General features: G+C 47.9%; 19 protein-coding genes and 2 pseudogenes. 9 read left to right on the top strand and 12 right to left on the bottom strand.

Features of this window, described 5'->3' with window-relative positions:
* Nucleotides 1-84 precede the first annotated feature (84 nt).
* Entirely contained in the window at nucleotides 85-1,623 is a 1,539-nt protein-coding gene (locus BC351_RS10575) for a sulfatase family protein (RefSeq protein ID WP_079411581.1), read from the bottom strand.
* 480 nt (nucleotides 1,624-2,103) lie between these two features.
* On the opposite strand from BC351_RS10575, the gene shc reads away from it, so the two are divergent.
* Entirely contained in the window at nucleotides 2,104-4,032 is a 1,929-nt protein-coding gene (shc, locus tag BC351_RS10580) for a squalene--hopene cyclase (RefSeq protein WP_079411584.1), read from the top strand.
* A gap of 32 nt (nucleotides 4,033-4,064) precedes the next feature.
* Here shc and BC351_RS42165 read toward each other — a convergent pair whose 3' ends face one another.
* A complete protein-coding gene (locus BC351_RS42165) occupies nucleotides 4,065-4,562 on the bottom strand; it encodes a hypothetical protein (RefSeq protein ID WP_158082049.1) in 498 nt (165 codons plus the stop codon).
* A 594-nt stretch (nucleotides 4,563-5,156) separates the two neighbouring features.
* Nucleotides 5,157-6,107, bottom strand: coding sequence for a metallophosphoesterase family protein (locus tag BC351_RS10585; protein WP_079411586.1), 951 nt, complete (start codon nucleotides 6,105-6,107; stop codon nucleotides 5,157-5,159).
* A gap of 276 nt (nucleotides 6,108-6,383) precedes the next feature.
* Here BC351_RS10585 and BC351_RS10590 point away from each other — a divergent pair, with 276 nt between their 5' ends.
* Complete coding sequence (locus tag BC351_RS10590) at nucleotides 6,384-7,178, top strand: HAD family hydrolase (RefSeq protein WP_079411589.1); 795 nt, start codon at nucleotides 6,384-6,386, stop codon at nucleotides 7,176-7,178.
* Between the two features lie 69 nt (nucleotides 7,179-7,247).
* Here the strand turns inward: BC351_RS10590 and BC351_RS10595 are convergent, their stop codons facing one another.
* A complete protein-coding gene (locus BC351_RS10595) occupies nucleotides 7,248-8,036 on the bottom strand; it encodes a DeoR/GlpR family DNA-binding transcription regulator (protein WP_079411591.1) in 789 nt (262 codons plus the stop codon).
* Nucleotides 8,037-8,140: 104 nt separating this feature from the next.
* Nucleotides 8,141-8,872 (bottom strand): MgtC/SapB family protein, encoded by a 732-nt coding sequence (locus BC351_RS10600; RefSeq protein WP_079411593.1) that lies wholly within the window; start codon nucleotides 8,870-8,872, stop codon nucleotides 8,141-8,143.
* A gap of 918 nt (nucleotides 8,873-9,790) precedes the next feature.
* Here BC351_RS10600 and BC351_RS10610 point away from each other — a divergent pair.
* On the top strand, nucleotides 9,791-9,994 hold the full coding sequence (locus BC351_RS10610; protein WP_079411598.1) for a CsbD family protein: 204 nt from the start codon (nucleotides 9,791-9,793) through the stop codon (nucleotides 9,992-9,994).
* A gap of 155 nt (nucleotides 9,995-10,149) precedes the next feature.
* Here the strand turns inward: BC351_RS10610 and BC351_RS10615 are convergent, their stop codons facing one another.
* Nucleotides 10,150-10,746: a TetR/AcrR family transcriptional regulator gene (locus BC351_RS10615; RefSeq protein ID WP_079411601.1), complete on the bottom strand. Its 597-nt coding sequence runs from the start codon at nucleotides 10,744-10,746 to the stop codon at nucleotides 10,150-10,152.
* A gap of 141 nt (nucleotides 10,747-10,887) precedes the next feature.
* Here BC351_RS10615 and BC351_RS10620 point away from each other — a divergent pair, with 141 nt between their 5' ends.
* On the top strand, nucleotides 10,888-12,147 hold the full coding sequence (locus BC351_RS10620; RefSeq protein ID WP_079411603.1) for an MFS transporter: 1,260 nt from the start codon (nucleotides 10,888-10,890) through the stop codon (nucleotides 12,145-12,147).
* A gap of 32 nt (nucleotides 12,148-12,179) precedes the next feature.
* Here BC351_RS10620 and BC351_RS10625 read toward each other — a convergent pair whose 3' ends face one another.
* Nucleotides 12,180-12,788 carry a TetR/AcrR family transcriptional regulator gene (locus tag BC351_RS10625; RefSeq protein ID WP_079411606.1) on the bottom strand — a complete coding sequence of 203 codons (609 nt, stop codon included), beginning with the start codon at nucleotides 12,786-12,788 and terminating at the stop codon, nucleotides 12,180-12,182.
* Nucleotides 12,789-13,006: 218 nt separating this feature from the next.
* On the opposite strand from BC351_RS10625, the gene BC351_RS10630 reads away from it, so the two are divergent.
* Nucleotides 13,007-13,765 carry an SDR family oxidoreductase gene (locus BC351_RS10630; RefSeq protein WP_079411608.1) on the top strand — a complete coding sequence of 253 codons (759 nt, stop codon included), beginning with the start codon at nucleotides 13,007-13,009 and terminating at the stop codon, nucleotides 13,763-13,765.
* 385 nt (nucleotides 13,766-14,150) lie between these two features.
* Here BC351_RS10630 and BC351_RS44295 read toward each other — a convergent pair whose 3' ends face one another.
* The 4 genes from BC351_RS44295 to BC351_RS10645 form a co-directional block, all read right to left on the bottom strand.
* Nucleotides 14,151-14,237, bottom strand: a complete 87-nt coding sequence (locus tag BC351_RS44295) for a DUF3502 domain-containing protein (protein ID WP_425270913.1) — start codon at nucleotides 14,235-14,237, stop codon at nucleotides 14,151-14,153.
* Nucleotides 14,234-14,419, bottom strand: a complete 186-nt coding sequence (locus BC351_RS10635; RefSeq protein ID WP_079411610.1) for a DUF3502 domain-containing protein — start codon at nucleotides 14,417-14,419, stop codon at nucleotides 14,234-14,236. Before BC351_RS10635 ends, BC351_RS44295 begins: the two co-directional genes overlap by 4 nt.
* Nucleotides 14,420-14,460: 41 nt before the next feature.
* Nucleotides 14,461-14,844 carry a response regulator gene (locus tag BC351_RS10640; RefSeq protein WP_079411612.1) on the bottom strand — a complete coding sequence of 128 codons (384 nt, stop codon included), beginning with the start codon at nucleotides 14,842-14,844 and terminating at the stop codon, nucleotides 14,461-14,463.
* A 103-nt stretch (nucleotides 14,845-14,947) separates the two neighbouring features.
* A complete protein-coding gene (locus BC351_RS10645; protein ID WP_079411615.1) occupies nucleotides 14,948-15,769 on the bottom strand; it encodes an AraC family transcriptional regulator in 822 nt (273 codons plus the stop codon).
* A 140-nt stretch (nucleotides 15,770-15,909) separates the two neighbouring features.
* Here BC351_RS10645 and BC351_RS10650 point away from each other — a divergent pair, with 140 nt between their 5' ends.
* The 4 genes and pseudogenes from BC351_RS10650 to BC351_RS42710 all read left to right on the top strand — a co-directional run bounded on the left by BC351_RS10650 (nucleotide 15,910) and on the right by BC351_RS42710 (nucleotide 19,225).
* Entirely contained in the window at nucleotides 15,910-17,352 is a 1,443-nt protein-coding gene (locus tag BC351_RS10650; RefSeq protein ID WP_079411617.1) for an MFS transporter, read from the top strand.
* Nucleotides 17,353-17,494: 142 nt separating this feature from the next.
* Nucleotides 17,495-17,944: pseudogene (locus BC351_RS43315) on the top strand (FAD-dependent oxidoreductase); the annotation flags it as partial.
* 105 nt (nucleotides 17,945-18,049) lie between these two features.
* Nucleotides 18,050-18,577, top strand: coding sequence for an FAD-dependent oxidoreductase (locus BC351_RS43320; RefSeq protein WP_244208956.1), 528 nt, complete (start codon nucleotides 18,050-18,052; stop codon nucleotides 18,575-18,577).
* A 450-nt stretch (nucleotides 18,578-19,027) separates the two neighbouring features.
* Nucleotides 19,028-19,225 (top strand): hypothetical protein, encoded by a 198-nt coding sequence (locus BC351_RS42710; protein WP_079411621.1) that lies wholly within the window; start codon nucleotides 19,028-19,030, stop codon nucleotides 19,223-19,225.
* 307 nt (nucleotides 19,226-19,532) lie between these two features.
* Here BC351_RS42710 and BC351_RS42175 read toward each other — a convergent pair.
* Nucleotides 19,533-19,967 (bottom strand): annotated as a pseudogene (locus tag BC351_RS42175) (hypothetical protein); the annotation flags it as partial.

Genomic DNA, 19,967 nt, shown 5'->3' on the forward strand with positions numbered 1-19,967 from the left:
CGTTTTCGGGTACCTTATACTTCCTGGCAAAAAAAGAACAAGCGCCGGCGATGCTCAGCAGCTTGTTCTATATTTTATCCCTATTTAAGCTCCGCAAACTCTCGGCATCGGCATCGGTTCCTTGCCAAGCTCCGCCCAAGCGTATTTCAGCAATAACTCAGATTTCAGATCTGCGTATTCCTTCTGGTCCCATAAATTATTGATCTCTCCAGGATCGTTCTGAAGATCAAAGATTTCTCCGTATGTTTGATTATAATAAACGGTGATCTTGTATCTCTCATTCACATACGTTTTTTGATGAATTGTCGTTGGCTGATGATGAAACTCGCATAAGGCGTGGTCTCGCGCACTTTCCTTCGTACCTAGCCAGACCTCTCTCTGATCGACGCCTGTCATCGTCCTCGGGATAGGAATGTCACAGAAAGAAAGGAATGTCGGAGCCAAATCAACTAAGGATTGAATCGATGAGTTCTCCTTGCCTTGCGGAATATAATTAGGATAACGAACGATAAAAGGAAGCTTAATAAGATCTTCGTAATGAAAGCCGCCTTTTGCCTGCAAGCCATGCTGCCCGAAGAAATGCCCATGATCTGTTGTAAAGATCACGATCGTATTTTCAGCCAGTCCCAGTTCATCGAGCTTATCCAAAATATTGCCGATATACTTGTCCATCAAGCTGATCATGCCGTAATACACCGCTACTTGCTTCGCCTTATGCTCTTCAGTCAAACGAAACTTATCCCCATAGCCGTAGTAATGATGTGAATGATACCCATGGGCATTATTTCCACCTGGCTCCTGCAAATACGAAAAGTCCGGATCGTCTTCCTGCGTTAATCCAAAATGCGGCGGATTATTCTCATGCTCTCCCGGAGTTACAGCAGGGATCGTCAGCTTGGACGGATCATACATCGTATCCCAAGGTTCAGGAACCAAATATTCCGGATGCGGATCGAAGAAGCTGCTCCAGAGGAAAAAGCTCTCCTCCTGCTCTTTGTACGTCTCCAGCATAGCGTTGGAACGTTCCGCAATCCAAGTATTATAGTGGAATTCTTCCGGGATTGGCCATTTATACGTCGTGGAGCTATCCATTGTCCCTGTCGGAGGCAAGAAATAATCCCGCCAATTCAGACAGCCTTTTTCCTCCAGCCATAACGCGTAATGCTGTCCAACATGTGCTTCGTTCGTATGATTTCTGGCGAGTTCGACATGGTCGAAGCCATAGAACGACTCTTTATAGTTTCGCCAAAATTCCAAGTCCTGCATAATCGGATACGATTCAAGAGATGGATATTCCTCCGTTGATTGCAATTGCTGGAAATGGGCTTTGCCGATTAATGCGGATTGATAGCCACCTTCCCGGAAATCCTCTGTCACTACATGGCGATCCTCAAGCAGCTTAGTTCCAAGCGTCCATGCCCCATGCTGACTCGGATACATTCCCGTTATAATAGACGCTCGTGTCGGGGTACAGGTCGGATTCGGGCAATAAGCCCGATTGAACGTTGTGCCTTCACGAACCAAACGATCCAAATTAGGGGTAGAAACTTCAGGATTAAAAGCTCCAATCGTGTTCCAATGCTGTTGATCGCTCGTTATTAACAATATATTAGGTTTCTTCATCGTATCATCGCCTCCCAATATGTCTATCTTATCCGTCCATCCGACTTTTCGCCAATAGCAACATGTTGTCTCCTATTGTCATTATGTTAGATTTGAACCTTGACAACAGCTGCACTGTATCCGCCTACAATCCCTAACACCTTTCCGCTATTTCGATTGCCGATCGAATGCGTTTTCGTAACATCAACAAGCCGGAATTCTCAAGCTGCATCTGGGAAAAGGCATCATTGATGTAGAAGTACGTTTGCTTGACGATCAGCTGGAGATCGTTGTCAGAGACAACGGAGTTGGCATGGCGCCTCACGTGCTCGAACAATTCGGCGAGTGCATTGCATCCGACGGCTCGATCCCAGACCCACCAGATGTCATCCAATGATCGTTATGGATACGCAATCGCGAAGTCTCAGGAATCGGCACCCTGAACTCCTCATATCATGTAAAGATCCATAAATCCGTTCGAAAATGGCAGGAGGAACGTTCATGCCTGTTTGGACTCAAGTGAATGAGGAAATTCACCGTATGACCGAGATGCTTTCGGGTATGCAGCGGGATGACGGCAGTTGGCGATTTTGCTTTGAAAATGGTATTTTAACCGATGCTTATCTGATTATTGTGCTTCGCACTTTGGAGCTTCCGCATGAAGAACTGATTCAGCAATTGCACGCAAGGATTATCGGCAAGCAGGAGAAGAATGGCGCGTGGAAGGTTTATGCCGACGAAGAAGATGGCAATCTGGATACCACTGTTTATGCCTACTACGCGCTGCTGTTTACCGGTTATAGCTCAAAAACAGACGAATCCATGGAGAAAGCGGCGCAGTTTATCAGGTCCAAGGGCGGGCTTGGCCAAGTGAAGAACTTGCTGACTCAAGCATTCTTGGCAGCTACGGGACAATCCCCTTGGCCTGCTACGCTCAGGATTCCCCTGGAGTTTCTTTTATTGCCAACCTCCTCGCCGATTAGCTTTTTTGATTTCTCCAACTATGCTCGCATTCACTTTGTGCCTATCTTGCTCATGGTGAGTCTCAAATCCCCGTTGAGGACGAAAGCTACACCCGATTTATCGAACTTATACAATAATGACTACACAGGCTCTCCCTCAAGGCATCATCCTGTGAAGGAGAATAAGGAGACAATACCTGAACTCTATCGGCTTTTCGATGAAATTCACAACGGGATCAAGCATTTAGCCAGCCTGCCCGGACAACTTCATAAGCAGGCTGTTAAGTACGCCGAACAATACATGCTGGAGCATATTGAACCTAACGGAACACTGTTCAGCTATGCGAGCAGCACCCTGCTGATGATGATGGCACTCGCCATGCTAGGCTATGACAAGCATCATCCCGTTATGACAGCCGCTTTGCGCGGACTTTTGTCGATGATGTGGTATTCTGATGCAGATAAAATCACAGAAGCTCACCTTCAGAATTCGCCTTCGACCATCTGGGATACCGCCTTGCTTTCCTATGCCTTGCAGCAGGCTGGAACTCCGCCCGAACATGCCGTTGTTCGCCAATCGATCCACTACCTGCGTGATAGGCAGCATACAAAAAAAGGAGACTGGAGCATCCACGCACCGTCCACGGTTCCCGGCGGCTGGGGGTTCTCCGAGTCCAATACGATCAATCCGGACGTCGATGACACGACTGCTGCTTTGCGGGCCATTCATGGAACAATGCTCCGTGAGCCTGCCTGCCAAGATGCCTGGAACCGCGGCTTGAACTGGGTATTGTCTATGCAGAACAAAGACGGGGGCTGGCCGGCTTTTGAGAAAGGCATCACCAATAAACTGCTCGCCAAGCTGCCTGTTGACGGTGCCTCCGCTGCGGCTATTGATCCGTCGACCGCCGATTTGACGGGAAGAACGTTGGAATTCCTTGGCGCGACGGCCGGTCTTGACATGCGGCATCGCTTCATTCGCAGGGGAACAGAATGGCTGCTCGAGAACCAGGAGGCAGATGGTTCTTGGTTCGGCCGCTGGGGAATTTGCTACATTTATGGCACATGGTCAGCATTAACCGGCTTAATGGCTGTCAAAGCTGACCCCGAACAGCCAGCGGTAAGGAAAGCCGTCGACTGGCTGCTCAGCATCCAGAATGATGACGGTGGCTGGGGCGAATCCTGCAGCAGCGATTCTCTGGAGCGCTACGTTCCGCTCGGTGCCAGCACGCCTTCCCAAACCGCTTGGGCGCTGGATGCCCTCACGGCTGTACATCCCAAACCCCTGCCAGCCATGGAACGTGGCCTTGGACAATTGCTTCATCAGCTGCACAAGGATGACTGGACCACTCGCTATCCAACCGGAGCCGGATTGCCCGGCAGCTTCTATACGCATTATCACAGCTACCGCCACATTTGGCCGCTTATTGCACTCACTCAGTACAAAAAGAAATACGAGACGTTGTGACGCGAGTCTTGTTTTCGAAGTCTGTTGGCGGACTATTGGTTGGGGTTTGGCGAATAGTTGGCTGTTGGCGGACTGTTGGTTGGGGTTTGACGAATAGTTGGCTGTTGGCGGACTGTTGGTTGGGGTTTGGCGAATAGTTGGCTGTTGGCGGACTGTTGGCTGGGGTTTAGCGAATAGTTGGCTGTTGGCGGACTGTTGGTTGGGGTTGGCGGACTGTTGGTTGGGGTTGGCGAATAGTTGGCTGTTGGCGGACTGTTGGTTGGGGTTTGGCGAATAGTTGGCTGTTGGCAGACTGTTGGTTGGGATTGCGGATATTCGTTGACTGTTGGCTGAGGTTGCTGATATTCGTTGGCTGTTAGCGGACTGTTGGTTGGGGTTTGACGGATAGTTGGCTGTTGGTTGGGGTTGCTGATATTCGTTGGCTGTTGGTGGAGTGTTGATTGAGGTTTGACGGATAGTTGGCTGTTGGCGGACTGTTGGTTTGGGGTTAGCGGGGTTTTAGTAGAATCTTGATAGTGTCTTGATGGCATGTTGGCGGGCTTTTGGAGACTTTGGAGGGGGTTTGGTGTTTCCGCTTGTTTATAGGTTTTCAGGACCTGTTCCTGTTTGGAGGTTTTTTTGAGATTTTCGAAGTTTGTTTAAACTGCCAGGAGATAGGTTTCCTATCGTTTGCCCATATAACAGGCGCGCTGCCGCTCATCGGCTTTGAAAGCCTGCGAAAGTGCAGGCTTTTTCAATGAAATCACCTAGAAAGAGGAAAAGCCTGCAAAAGTGCAGGCTTTCCCAGCTAATTCACCCCGAAATTCAAAAACAGTCTCAAAAGCCTGCACAATCGCAGGAATATCGAGGTTTTCGAGCAATCGAGGCGTAAAAACATGCACTTTTGCAGGCTTTCTCAGATCACAACTACTATTCTCATACACTCGCCGCTTTCTCAGTCATCATCATTCTCATACACTCGCTGCTTTCTCAGTCATCACTATTCTCATTTACCCGCAAAGTCAAAGAGCAACCGCTGTGTTTAAATCATCTCTTTCAGCCAAACTTTCAGCATTTATCGGAGCAATACTCCCGTATTTTGATCATAATTGCTTAAATTTGATTTAGATGCTGTACTTTGCTTACTAACTGCCTGGCACATGCTCAGGCTCCTGTTCAATGACGCTGCCATCCGCCAAGCGCAGCCAAGTTTCAAACTCGCGTTGTCCTTCTGTCAAACGAATCAGTCTCGCACCTCTGGCAAAACCTTCTTGCCCATAGGTGTTATACCCCGTCGCTCTGCCATAACACAGGCGTATGCCGTGAAGATTTCCCCAGTAATCATTCACATGATCATGTCCGGCAAACGTCCCCACGACATCGCCCATTTCCAGCATAGCTGCGAACATGCCCGCATTCACCTTGGCGCAGCATACAGGCTCGAACTTATTGCCGTAGCACGTTTGGCTTTCCCATACTTCCTTGTATTCCGGAAGCGGAATATGAAAAAACGCCAACGCAGGCACAGAAGCTGAACGGTCCTGCGGCATAATTTTCAGGGATTCTTCTGTATACCAATGGATTTGATCGCGCTGAATCCAGTCATACCCGCCAATATGGGGATAAGGGGATAAATTGCCTGAATCAAAGAAATACATCACAGCCCCAGTCTCACCCTGACTATTCTTCACTTGAATGGAATAATTGCCTACACCATGAAGCTCTTCCGGTCCCGCTTGTGCAACAGTATGGTTATGCTCACACACAACTTCCATGAGTTGTTCTCTGGTTATGCCGCTTTCTGTATCATGATTGCCAAAAACAACAGCCCATTTGATGCCGCGTGATTCTACAGCCTGAACAGCCTCGCGAAACGCCACAGCAGGCTCTTCGCAGGCAGAATCTCCTGGCTTGACATATCCTGTATAAATCACATCGCCCGTAAACACAACAAGATCCGGACGTTCTGCATCCAGCACTTGTTCCATCAGCTCCCTTGACAGCTGGTCTTCACTTCCACCGTCTTTCCAATGGATGTCTGTAAATTGAGCAATTGTAAAGGTACGATCCTCGCGAAAAGTTAGTTGAGCAGGCATGTTGCATCCCCTTTGTATTTGTTGTTTGTTGACCGTTTGTTTATTATAATGTGGTTTAATCATATTTTAAATTTCGATGAATTGTCAACCTCTAAAATGCAAAAACGAAGTCCAGGCTTGCTCTCAGCCCTTATTCCCATTAAAGTTCAAACTCCTTTCTAAGGAAGCAGAAGATATATCAAATTGTTTATTATTCTTTTATTCCCTTCATTTTAATGTTGATTATTATGATTTTGTGTTGTAAATTGAAAATATCGGCAAGAAAGGAATGATAACATGAATAGCTTGAAATCGATTATTTTTGATCTCGATAATACCTTGCTTTGGGATGAACGAAGCATTGACGAGGCGTTTCAAGCAACCTGTGGGGTAGTTGAACAAGAAACAGGCGTGAACGCTGAACACTTTGAACACATCGTTCGCCAAACGGCGAAGCAATTATTTGAGCAATCTGATATTTTTGCCTGGGCGGACATGATTGAGGTCACTGATCTTGAAGCGCTTTGGGGCACCTTTACCGCGCAGCATACGGCTCCCTTGCAGAAATTAAGCGAGATGGCCTCAGGGTACCAAAGAGAGACATGGTTCCTAAGCTTGCAGCAAGCAGGAATTGAACGCCCTGGCCTCGATGTGCGTTTAGCACAAATGTTTGCTGCAGAAAGAAGGAAGCGGCCACTCCTATACGCCGATACCATAGAAGTATTAGATGTATTGCGAAGCCGGTACTCGCTTGTTTTGATGACGAATGGCTCGCCTGACTTGCAGCAAGAAAAAATAGACAGCATCCCAGGCTTGTCCGACTATTTTGATCACATTATCATCTCGGGTACGTTCGGCGTCGGAAAGCCTGACCCATCTATATTCAAACATGCCTTGAATCTGCTTGGCCTCCCCCCGCAAGAAGCGATCATGATCGGCGATAATCTGAATACGGATATCCTCGGAGCCCAACAGGTTGGCATGTCAACGGTTTGGATCAATCATCATCACGTGGAAGCGCTGGAAGATCGCAAGCCAACTTTTGAAATCAGATGTCTTTCCGAGCTCCCATCTATTATCCAGACCTTATAGTTCATCCCTTATAAAGCCGTACAACAAAAAAAAGGTTCAGCCAGATGAGTTATCGGCCGAACCTTTTTTTCATGCTTCGCTGACAATCCAGTGCACACCTTTCTGCTCCATAACATCCTTCCAATCTTTGGGATAAGGTTGGTCAGATACGATGATATCCACGTCTTCCAAGGGAGCGATTAAGGAAAATGCTTGAACGCCAATTTTGGATTGATCAGCAAGCACAATAACTTCCTGCGCCGATTTGGCGAACTGTTTGGAGATATAGGCTTCATTCAGGTCGTAATCGGTAATACCGCCGGAGAGCGACAGCCCCCCTACCGACAGAAAAGCTTTGTTCAGGAAGAAATTCCCCATCATTTGCTCGCACAAAGGGCCTGTAACCGATTGCTGTTCAGGATTCAACTGCCCGCCCAGCATAAATACTTTTCCCGTGAAAAGATGACTGTTAAGTGCTTCCGATAAATAAGAAGCGATGGATAAGGAATGAGTAAGAATCGTCAAATTTCGCTTGCCAGTTAACGCTTTTGCTACTTCTAAAACCGTTGTCCCGACGTCCAGTGCAATCGTATCGCCATTCTCGATCAACTCGGCAGCCCGTACACCGATTTTCTTTTTGGCGTCGGTATATAATTGTGTTCTTTGCTGATAAGGAGGCTCTCCATGCTCATAGCCGGAACGTACGGCCCCGCCGTATACCCGACTCAGCTTGCCTTCCGATTCCAAAATATCCAGATCGCGGCGAATCGTTTCCGAGGAAACACCCAGCTGTTCAGCCATCGGAAGAACTTTTACTTTACCTTCGCGAAATAAAACCTGCAGGATCAATTCTTTTCTTTCCTGAGCCAAAAGCGACACCGCAAACACCACCATCAATTAAATTAAAAAACAAACCAAATTTATTATAACGGATTTGCAAGGATAATTATAGAATCTGCAAAAGCAGCACAGAATTGGGGAGGCTATGAGGCAAATGAGACCGTTTCCAAGCCTTGTACACCCTCGAGTGAGGTTAGAAACATCAACGCTTCCTCGAAACGTTTGGGCTGCTTTATTTTAATCTGCATGCGGATCTTAACCAGCTGAACATATTCTTCGCCAGTAGGATTGTTTTCATTTTCAACGACGATCTTGTGAATTCGAATGCCATAACCATTCATTTGATCAATGATATCATGAAGTCGGGCTGTTTTATGCTCAATATTCAATAAAATTTCACGGCTTGTTTTGGATTTCGAGAAAACCGACTCTAGCTTATTTAGAAAAAACAAGCAAATCACGACAAGCGCCGTCGCAACCGAAGCGCTGAAATAAAAACCAGCCCCTACAGACAAACCAATAGCCGCAACAACCCAAAGCGAAGCCGCCGTCGTCAAGCCCGATACAGAAAAGCCGTTCCTCATAATCGTCCCCGCACCGAGAAAACCGATTCCACTGATGACTTGGGCTGCAAGACGAGCAGGGTCCAATCTCACATTGGGTTCGTTCGCAAATTCGGCGAAGCCGTACATCGACAAGAGGACAATCATGGTCGAACCGATACATACAAGAATATGAGTACGAAACCCTGCCGAATGTCCCCCCATCTCCCGCTCAAATCCAACTAACCCTCCCAAAACCAGGGCAAGAACCAAACGAAACGTTAACTCCCAATAATCAATATGCCAAATTGCAGGATTAGAAACAAGCGGCATGTCAGCTTCACTCCCCCTAAAATGTGTATTATCTTTGTATAATGTTGATTATTGTGAATTCATGTTGTTCTACAAATTCTAAGCAACGCCTTTGGAAAAGTCAATCGGTATTTTGGCAATAGGGGGAGTGCCCGGGCACGTGGCATTCCAGCCGCGTCTATACCCCTAACAGAGGCTGGGGGCGCGGAGTGCGGAAATGCGGAGTGCGGAGTGCGGAAATGCGGAGTGCGGAGTGCGGAGTGCGGAGTGCGGAAGTGCGGAGTGCGGAGTGCGGAGGCAAAAAACCTGCGAAAATGCTGGCTTTTTCAACGAAATGACGCGAAAAATGGAAAAGCCTGCAAATGTGCAGGAATTTTTCAGTTTTTCATCCTTTATTCCAGAAAATGCTCTAAAAGGATGCATTATTGCAGGAATTCACTAATTTCGGGCTAAAACTAGAGCAAAAAGATGCAGAATCGCAGGAATTCTTCTCAGAGTCTCAAGTCTCAGAGTCGAACTGCCTGAAGCAATGCTTCATGCTTCATGCCGTCTGATTGCCGACTACTGAAAGCCATTGAAAACCTGCGAAAATATAGCCCTTTTTACGCTTTAGGGACAGTCCCTCCAGTCACCTATCCTTCCAGATGGCGCTTTATCCAGGCACGGGCGGTTCCGCCTGTACAACAAACCTTGCAGCGCATGGTGAACTAGCATCATGATTTGCAATACGAAATAACATGATTCGAATTACGAAACCTCATAATTCGAATTATGAAATTACTTCTCCTTACATCACGAGACGCATTGAATGACACTCGAATCACCCACCCAACTTTTAGCAGCCCCCCTTTAATCATAACTTCTGTTTTAAAAACAGTTTTATCGGGTAGATATAGACATAAACATCATTTTTATTCTTACGAAAGAGGAGTGAGTATTATGGACAACCATGTATTTAAAGGCAAATGGAAACAGCTGAAGGGTGAAACCCAGAAGCAGTGGGGCAAACTCACGAACGACGATCTTGACGTCATTGACGGTGAGCGCGAGAAGCTGATCGGCAAGCTGCAGGAACGCTATGGACATAGCAAAGAAGCTGCAGAAAAAGAATATCTCGCATGGACTTCTATGCATAAAGTATAGAATAAGTGCGTAATACAGCTAGCAGAAGCATTAGAAGCAAGCCGAATCTATGAAGAAGAACCTCATGCCCTCCAGAAGTGGAGCTGAGGTTCTTTTTTATGCAAATGGAACTCAGGTTCTTTTTATCTAAGTGGAGCTGCGCACCAAATCCCCACTCAGTTTTGTACGCATACTGCTCGCAAATAAGCAGAAAAGTTCTCGATATTCATCCGAACATGCCGATTGTCACCTTCCAGCTTGCTCATCATTACGCTGCCTTCCATGATGGAAAGCGTGAAAGTCGCCAAGGCGTCGACATCAATATCAGCTTTGAATTCACCGCTTTCAATGCCCTGCATGATGATAGCTTTGATGTTGCCAAGCGTGCCCTCCAGACCTTGCTGAGCCCTTTGGCGCAAAATCGGATGACCATCGTCGCATTCGACAGCTGCGTTGAGGAGTGGACAGCCTCCGATAAAAGGCGGCTCTTCAACTACATTCACATAGACACGCAAATAGGACAGCAGCTTGCCAAAAGCTGTTTCCTGCTGGCGAATCGCTTCTTGAATATGCCCTCCCACTATGCTGCCTGCATAGTTATAAGCTTCGAGGGCAATTTCGTCCTTACTGGCAAAGTGGCGGTAGATGCCGCCTTTTTTAATGCCAGTCAGCTCTGTAATATCAGACATGGATGAACCGGCATAGCCTTTCTGATTAAAAAGCTCAGCAGCCTTCGATATGATATGCTTGCGTGTGTTTTCTCCTTTTTTCATATGAGTCCCCCGTTAATCGCATGAAATTTTATCATCATTATACCAAAAAGAAATGGCCTATTGTAATGGAGTTCCTTATGCCATATACTAAAGATACCGATCGGTATCTTTAGTATATGGCATAACACAAAGGAGAGTTCAATGGAAACGACATGGTTCAAGGAACCCAGGCATGCGTGGATTGGATTAGGCTCGCTTTGGATAATCGGATTTATTGGCGCGCTTTCGCGATTTATTATGGCTTATTTTCAGGTTCAAATCTCAGATGACTTGGGTATCAGCAGGGGATTCATTTCGATGGCCTGGTCTACGAATTTGCTGATTGCAGCCTTATGCGCACCTCTAGGGGGATGGCTTGTGGATCGCTATGGTCCGAAGAAAATTATGCTGGCCAGCGCCGTTATAAGTACGCTAGGAACGGGAACTGTCGTGCTTGGCCATCATTCCATCGTCTTCTTTATCGGCTATGGCGTCATCTCTGGCTTCGTCGGCATCGGAACAACTACCACCTATATGTTGATGTTTGAATGGTTCCGGCATCATCGCGCCAAAGCCGTAGCGCTGCTGGCTAGTGCTTCTTCGGTAGGGCTGGCGATCAGTACGCCGATCTTCGTTTCATCAAGCTGGCTGACTTGGAAAGATGCGTTTCTGGCCTCATTTGTCCTAGGTATAATTGTGACATTGCCTGTCATTTGGTTTGGGATTAGGGGAACGGCGCCTAAGAGGACTCTTCTTAACAAAACGCAAAAGAATGAGCTCGCAGCATCGGAGGATTCGGAAAAGACTACGGAAGTCCGTCCTTCCTACAAGGGAATGTCCGTACATCTGCCCATCTTCATTGTAGTTGCCTGCGCACTGTTCACCTGCGGTTTCAATATGGGGACGGTAGAAATGAATTTGGTCGCTATCCATCAATTGGCAAATGTATCGCCTCGTATAATTGCCTTATCCATGAGCATTCTTGGTGTTTTGGAGATTCTCGGGTCGCTCATATTTGGCTACTTTTTGGACCGATTCAATAAGCTAGTGATGATGACTCTCTTATATGGTATACGTATTATTGGATTTTCTCTCCTATTTATGCATGTGGGCTGGTCCCCTGTCCTATTTGCCATCGCCTTCGGAATGACGTATTTAAGCGCGATTCCCGGAGGTCTGATGATCGTCAACGAATTTGCCCAAGGAAAAGGCAAACAAACCGGCTTCCTGCTTCTTTTTCATCAAGGAGGCGGTATTCTAGGCGCCTTGATTGGCGGCATTTCCTTCGACTATTTCCACAATTATCAGGCGCTGATCAGCGTCGACATCTTCATCTGCCTGCTCGTGACACTAGGTTATTACATCCTTTATGCCAGACGGAAACGAAATTACCAGTTTCAAGGCAGAAGCGCTTCTATCTGAAAAAGCGATAAAGCGGCGCTATGTGAAGAAAATCAAGCATCTGTGCCTCGAACGACTACGGTTCTAGCTACCGTCGGGCGCCAGTTAATGATTTTCACAAGCTGATCCTGCATATAGCTGGACGAATGCTTAAACCCGCTTTCAATCCAGTGGAACACAAGACCAACTAACGCATGGATGGAATAGATGGACAGAAGCTCCTGATCAATACCGTTATCGGAATAGAGCAACTCCTCTTGGGAAATTTGTTTCAAGGCAATAAACATTTTCTCCTTCAGGTTGGGCAGCACATCGCTTTGTAATAGAACGGTATACAACGCCGCGTGTTCGAAAATGTGTTCAAAGATCATCACCGAATTCGCGGGCAGCTCATCAATGCGAAACACTTCAACATGCTCGTAAGGCGCTCGAAAAGATTGAAGCAGCTTATGAATCAACTCAGAAGTAATTTCATCCAGCAAAGCTTCTTTGCTCTCATAATTGGCATAAAAGGTCCCCCGATTGTAATTGGCGCACTCGACGATTTCCGTTATAGAAATGGATGCAAAAGGCTTTTGTGCCATCAAGGACAACAAAGCCTCGCGCAAAGCTATTTTACTGCGAATGATTCGACGGTCTGTTTTTTTCTCTTTTTCTGACATTCCCATCATTCCCTTTTTGAGTTATTGAACAAAATCGCGCAAAGTGTTCGGTAGATAACAAACGCACGCTTTTTACTGATTGAATTTGCTCTCCGTAATTCATTATACTTGAACCAACAGATGTTTTCTATTGAACATGTGTTGAGTCAATCCTTTGAGCAGCCTTGTATGAAAACTGGGCTGAAAACAAATAATGAAACAAAATGGAGGCATTCAACATGAAACTTTCTGGCAAAGTAGCTGTCGTTACAGGCGCTGCATCCGGCATGGGCAAAGCGATTGCAGAGTTGTTCGCAGAAGAAGGCGCAAAAGTAGTTGTATCTGATTTGCGTGTAGAAACCGCACAAACGGTTGTTTCGGGGATTGAAGCCAAAGGTGGTACAGCCATCGCCATTGCTGCCAATGTAGCCAAAGAAGAAGATGTTCAACACTTAATCGATACCACAGTGAAAGAATTCGGCACCGTAGACATTCTCATCAATAACGCAGGCATCATGGATAACTTTGTTCCTGCCGGAGATTTGACTGATGAGCTTTGGGAGCGCGTTTTTGCTATCAATACCACCGGACCGATGCGGACAATCCGCAAAGTGCTCCCTATCTTTACAGAACGCAAAAGCGGTGTCATCGTTAACATTGCTTCTGCCGGCGGATTGCAAGGTTCCCGTGCAGGTGCTGCCTATACAGCTTCCAAGCACGCCGTTGTTGGATTAACCAAAAATGTCGGCTTCCAATATGCACAGCTGGGCGTTCGCTGCAACGCCATTGCTCCAGGCGGCGTGAACACCAACATTAGTACGTCGATTAATGCCCCTAACCCATTCGGAATGGAAAGAGCTATGGCAGGCATGCAATTGAATCCTCGTGCTGGCGATCCCGAAGAAATCGCGAAAGTCGCTCTGTTCTTGGCTTCGGATGATGCCAGCTTCGTCAACGGAACTGTCGTTACGGCAGATGCCGGTTGGACAGCTTACTAATCTCTGAAAGAAGGTCGGACTTAACTCGCTCCCGCCTTCTCTTCTCACCCCTTATAAAAGAGTCTCGACATCGACATTTCTTTATGAAAAGGAACTGTAATCCGCTAATTGACTCAAAATCCGAGATTTGCAGCTGAAAGGGAAGTACGATCCCTTATTTCGCCTCTTTAGTGTGAATTTCCAGCAAAATAGGCAATTAGCGTACCGTAGTTCCGTCTGACTACCTAAAAGGCTGTTTTGATGCAGAATAAGGGAACATAGTTCCCTTTCACCTCATTCTCATTCTCACCCGCACCCGCAGCCGCCAAGAAACGATTCGCTTACCCAGAAAACAAAACGAACAAGCCGCAAACACCCCGCGGCTTGTTTATTCAGCTTCAACTCATCACTTCTTGGCACGCCAGTCGTTAATTTGCTGCTGGACCTCGGCCACCACTTTATCAAGCCCATTATCCTTCAGCTTTTTCGTCACTTTAGGCAGATTATCCTTCGGTCAATCGTGCCTGAGAACAGGACATTATAGACCGCTTCCTTGGCGTTTTTCAAGTTCGCCAGCTCCGTCGTTATTTTGGACGTATCCAGCTGGAAGCCAAGCAGCGACCTCGCTCCTGCCCAATACCGCAAGCTGCTGTGAAGCCTCGCAAATAAAGCCACCGCCTGAATTCTCTTGGACGGTGGCTTGCTTGTAACCTTTTCTACTTAGACACATTAGAAATTAATACTTTTCCAATCGCTTCCGCAATTCTATCCTTATTAAATGGCTTGACGAGGAAATCCTTAGCCCCAGCGTGAAACGCATCAACAACCAATTTCTGTTGTCCCATCGCAGAACACATAATGACGAGCGCTTGAGGGTCCATTCGCTTAATTTCCTTAAGTGCGGCTATCCCATCCATTTCCGGCATGGTGATGTCCATGGTTACTAAATCCGGTTTAAACCTTTTATACAAATTGATAGCTTCCAAACCGTTGCAGCCTTCTGCCACTACTTCATAATCCAGAGTTACAAGTATATCTTTTAACATAGCTCTCATAAAAGCGGCATCATCAATAATCATGATCTTCGTTCTCACATTCATGAATCCTCCTCTACTTGCCAGGTTGAACACAACACATTTCACTCGCACCTTTAAAATAGAACAATTCCATGGCATCGTATCACAGCCGTCTCTCAAAATTCTCTCAAAGGTGAAGGCCACGTTTCTGCTCTCGTCTGACAGCAAGGTAATGCAAGGGAGAATCCCCAAAAGCACGACGAAACATGGCAATAAAGCTGCTGGGCGTTCCATAACCGAGTGCATCTGCAACCATACCGACGGATTCGCCTTGCGCTAACATTTCAAGCGCATGTGTGAGTCGAGCCTGCTGACGCCACTGATTGAAAGTCAAGCCTGTTTCTGCCAAAATCAATCGATGCAATGTTCGCGGAGATAATGCCGCCCATGTTGCCCACTCGTTAAGCGTACGATTATCTTCGGGCTGCTTCAATATCATGTCTGCAATGCGTAAAAGACGAGGATCAGCAGGCATTGGCAGATGCAGCGGCTCAAGCGGCGCTCTTCTTATCTCATCCAGCAGCACAGCCACTAGTCGTTCTTGTTCTGGTTCAAGAATGTCCTGGTCTCCCCACGATACAGTGCGCTGCACAAGAGCTCGCATGAGGTCACTAACATTGATGACGCATGGCTGCTTGGATAACTCACTGCTGATCTCAGGCGTAAGAAGCACGCTCCATCCACTCATGGCTCCGCTGATTGAGACCTTGTGCGCCACATTCGGCGGGAGCCACCCCGCACGGCGAGGAGGCATCAGCCAGGAGCCTGTTGCCGTTCGCACATGAATAAGCCCGCTTTCCACGCAAAAAATCTGCCCCCGCCGGTGGCTGTGCCAATCGTACTCGCGCGTCCCCAGCCGGAACGGATTGTCTGAGTCATCATTGCCCCAAAAGGCAATCAGCGAAGGGCCTTCCAACCAGTCGCTTTTGTCAACCCTTTCTACCGTCATACCCAACTTCCCCTTTTGGCCATTTCTCGTTATTTTTTGTCCAATTAGCGTTACCGTTCATATTTAAACCTATTCTAAAATAAGGAACAGGCAATGTCCATTTGCCTTAAACCAACATTCTACATTTTGGAGGCATCTCAATGACATCTGTATCTTCCAGCTCGTCCGTTCCAACTGTATCCACATTACTGCGACAAGGCATTCCTGCCTGGGTTGCAGCAGTAGTCGCTTGCTTGTGCGCTTTCATGGTCGTTATGGACGGCGCCATTGTCAATGTTGCTTTACCGGCAATGAAAACGGATTTGGGCCTATCCGTTACCGAACAACAATGGGTAGTTGATGCCTATTTGCTGACATTAGGCGGCTTCATGCTCCTTGCTGCACGTGCCGGCGACATCTATGGCCGCAAAACGATCCTGCAGTCTGGACTCATCTTATTTACTTTCGCCAGCCTCGTCGGCGGTCTCGCAACCACAGGCTCCATCCTACTGGCAGCACGTGCCGTGCAAGGTTTGGGCGGTTCCGCGCTCGCCACATCCACGCTTGCGGTAATCGTTGATGCCTATCCGCGAGGGGCCAAACAAGATCGTACCATTTCGCTATGGGCCGCCTCTTCCTCCATTGCCTCTGCCTTTGGAGTCATTATCGGCGGCATCCTGACCAGCCTAATCAACTGGCGCTGGGTTATGTTTGTGAACGTACCGATCGGAATCGCGCTAAGCTGCCTGGTTGCCATCTGCCTGCTTCCACATTCGCAAGAAAACAAACGTACCAAACTCGATATCCCCGGAGCCGCTGCAATTACGGTTGCTCTCACCGCTTTTATCTTTGGAATAACACAAACGCTTGAATTGGGCTGGGGATCGCCTGTTGTTCTATGCTCGCTAGCCGTTGCGCTAGTGCTGTTGCCTCTTTTCATTATCATTGAAGCCAATACCGCTGCGCCCTTAATCCGTCTAAGCATCTTCCGCCACAGGAATGTACGAATTGGCATTGTCATGGTGCTTGGACTCGGCGCTACCTTAACAGCAAGCATGTTATTTTTATCGCTTACCTTGCAGGAGATTAGCGGGTACAATCCGCTGCACACAGGACTGGCGCTATTACCCATGGCGATTATGCTAGCTGTTGCGGCCAGCGTTTCCCGGCGTCTTCGGAACGCAGGCTTCAACAACCTTCCTTTGGTCGGCGGTCTTCTGGCCGCAGGAGGATTTGTCTGGTTCAATTGGCTGCCGTTCCATCCGGATTACGTCTCCCAGTTTCTGCTTCCAAGCATGCTCGTTGGCGGAGGACTTGGACTTATGCTCACGACCGCGATTCAAGCTGTGCTTGCCGGCATTCCAGCACAGGATACCGGTCTTGCCTCCGGTTTGCAAAATACAGCTCGTCAACTTGGCGGAGCGATTGGAATTGCCGCTCTCATTACACTCTCTCATAGTGTGACCACTTCACAAATAGAGTCTGGTATGGCTCTCGCAGATTCGCAGCTTGCCGGATACCATAGCGCTTTCCTGGCAGCAGGCGTCATTAGTGGATTATCAGCCTTTATATCGTTATTGCTTCGCCGAAACAAGGCTGATTGAACTGGCCTTCCATTAAGAGCTCGTGAAATACCCGCAGAGCACATTAAACCTTTATAAGGAGGACGATAGATTTATGCCCGAAAACAGTACACTTCGCATCGCCATCATAGGCGGCGGCCTTGGAGGACTCACTCTCGCTCGCATGCTTCAGCTGCATGGAATTCATCCAGTCATCTACGAACGCGAACCTTCTGCTTCATCTCGCCCACAAGGCGGGACACTGGATCTCCACGTCGAATCCGGACAGCATGCGCTCCAACAAGCCGGCCTTTTTTCTCAATTCCTCGACGTTGCCCGCTGTGAAGCTGAAGACTTTCGACTTCTCGACAAAAACGGCGCTGTCTATATGGATGAAGTTACTAGCCCCGATGACACGGCCCATCCGGAGATAGACCGAGGCGCCTTGCGTGACTTGCTTCTGAACTCCCTGCAGCCCGGTACTATTCGTTGGGGCCATCGTTTGCAAACGATCATTTCCCTGGGTGGCGGGCAGCACAAACTCTACTTCGAGAACGGTCACACGGACATTGCCGACCTCGTAGTTGGTGCCGATGGTGCTTGGTCACGGGTCCGCCCTCTCGTCTCTGACGCTATCCCCACCTATGCCGGGGTAACGATGCTCGAGATCTGTATCAAAGATGTCGACCACAAACACCCTTCGATCTCTCGATTGATTGGTCGCGGGAGTATGTTCGCTTTGTCAGAGAACAAAGGCCTTCTGGCTCAACGCAATGGCGAAGGCAATATTCTGATTTACCCAACCTTCCGTGTTCCTGAGGATTGGCTTCATGTGTGCGGAATTCCGTTTGATCAGCCCAATCTGGCTCGCTCTGGCCTTCTCAAGCTATTCGCTGGATGGAACCATGAACTAACCGATTTAATCCGGCATTGCGATGACAACACCTTCCTCACCCGCCCGCTCTACACGCTGCCCATTGACCATTCATGGTCAACGCGTTCTGGGGTAACACTGCTGGGCGATGCCGCCCATCTCATGACCCCATTCGCCGGTAAAGGAGCCAATCTTGCCATGCTCGATGCAGTCGAATTGGTTCACGCCATCAGACAGAGCAACGATCTAATTCGCGCAATCAGCAGCTACGAACAAGCCATGTATGAACGTGCAGCAGCCGCTGCCAAAGAGACAGCCGATAGCCTTGCAGTCTGTATTGCGCCCGATGCACCCCACCGCGTTATAGAGACAATTACTCGGCTTAGACAATAGTGTTTAGTATAAAGATGCTGTCACGCAAGCCTAGTATGTAAGCGTCGAGGGGCTTCCAGATCGGATCGGATCGGATCCGCTCCGCCAAGCGTAAAAGCCTGCAAAAATACAGGAATTTCCGGGCGAATTCGGTTAAAAAGTGGAAATGCCTGCAATTGTGCAGGCATTTTTATCTTTTTCAGCCGCTCATCCAGAAAAAGCCTCAAAAACCTGCACATACGCAGGAATTTAACAGTTGAGGCTATTCCATGAGCAAAAAAGATGCATAATTGCAGGTTTAGAGTAAGCAACTGGTGCTAAAGCTCACGTACCACCGCGAAAAAAATATAGCCTAGCAAAAGGATATTAGCAAAATTGACAACTGGAGCTATAACACCGAACAAGATACATGGACATGCGCAGCGGGGCAAGCCATCCATTTCAGAAGAGTAATCACGGAGAAAACGGAAAGTGGATACGGAATTGAATACAGAATTTAATACCGTCATTACCGAAGTGCAATCGACAGTCTCTTTTGAGCTGGCTCAGCTCGGTTTTGATCGGTTTTGGGCATTCCTCGAGCCTGAGCCTGCCTTTTTGGCAGGCTCAGCGGAAATTTGCAGCTTTCCCACCACTGAGACGGCATTTTTGGCTGGCTCAGCTCAGTGAAACAGGCTGCGCGCCAGCAGTCAGGCGGGTGATTGAACCGGAGCCTGTATTCGGTGACATCAGGAACAACCATGGAATCAAAAGATTCCTGCTTCGAGGCTTACCCAAGGTAAGTCTAAGGTCAGGTGGCTTTCGCTTGCCCATAACCTGCTAAAGAAAGCAGCAGTAGACGCAAAAAGCACAGGGGTTAAGCAGATGCAAGCCGCTTAACTTCTGTGCTTTATTTTATAATTCATTTCCCCTGAATATCACCTGTGTCTCACGACATTTTACCTTACGGGACAGCCCCTTCCCTGTTTGAATTCGCTTAATTATAAGGAATGGTCACGACCGATTGCTGGCCGTTGGCGCTGCTGGCATTCGTGCGCAGCGTTGTGGCTGTGCTGCCAATTGCATTCCATACGTTAATTCGAACTTTTCCATTCACCAGATTAGCAAAGCTGCCCGCAGATGACTTAAGTCCTTGCCCTTGCGTATAATTCTCCCAATCCACTACCGGATTCGTTGCAAAATAATTGTAGGTTTCGGTCCGATCCCACGTGCCATCGCCTGTAAAATCATACTGCACCTGCACTTGCAGTCCATCTCCAACATTCGCTCCTGCATCCACAAATAAATTAAACCCGGTTGCCTTCGTGGCGTCATACGTCCCGTTCAATCCTGCAATCAAATACGTTGTCGCATTGGTTGGCGTCCCGTCGTGGTTCGTTCCGCCCGCGCTTGCGATCGTATTGGTTGTCGC

This window comes from Paenibacillus ferrarius, assembly GCF_002027705.1.
Taxonomy (GTDB): Bacteria; Bacillota; Bacilli; order Paenibacillales; family NBRC-103111; genus Paenibacillus_E; species Paenibacillus_E ferrarius.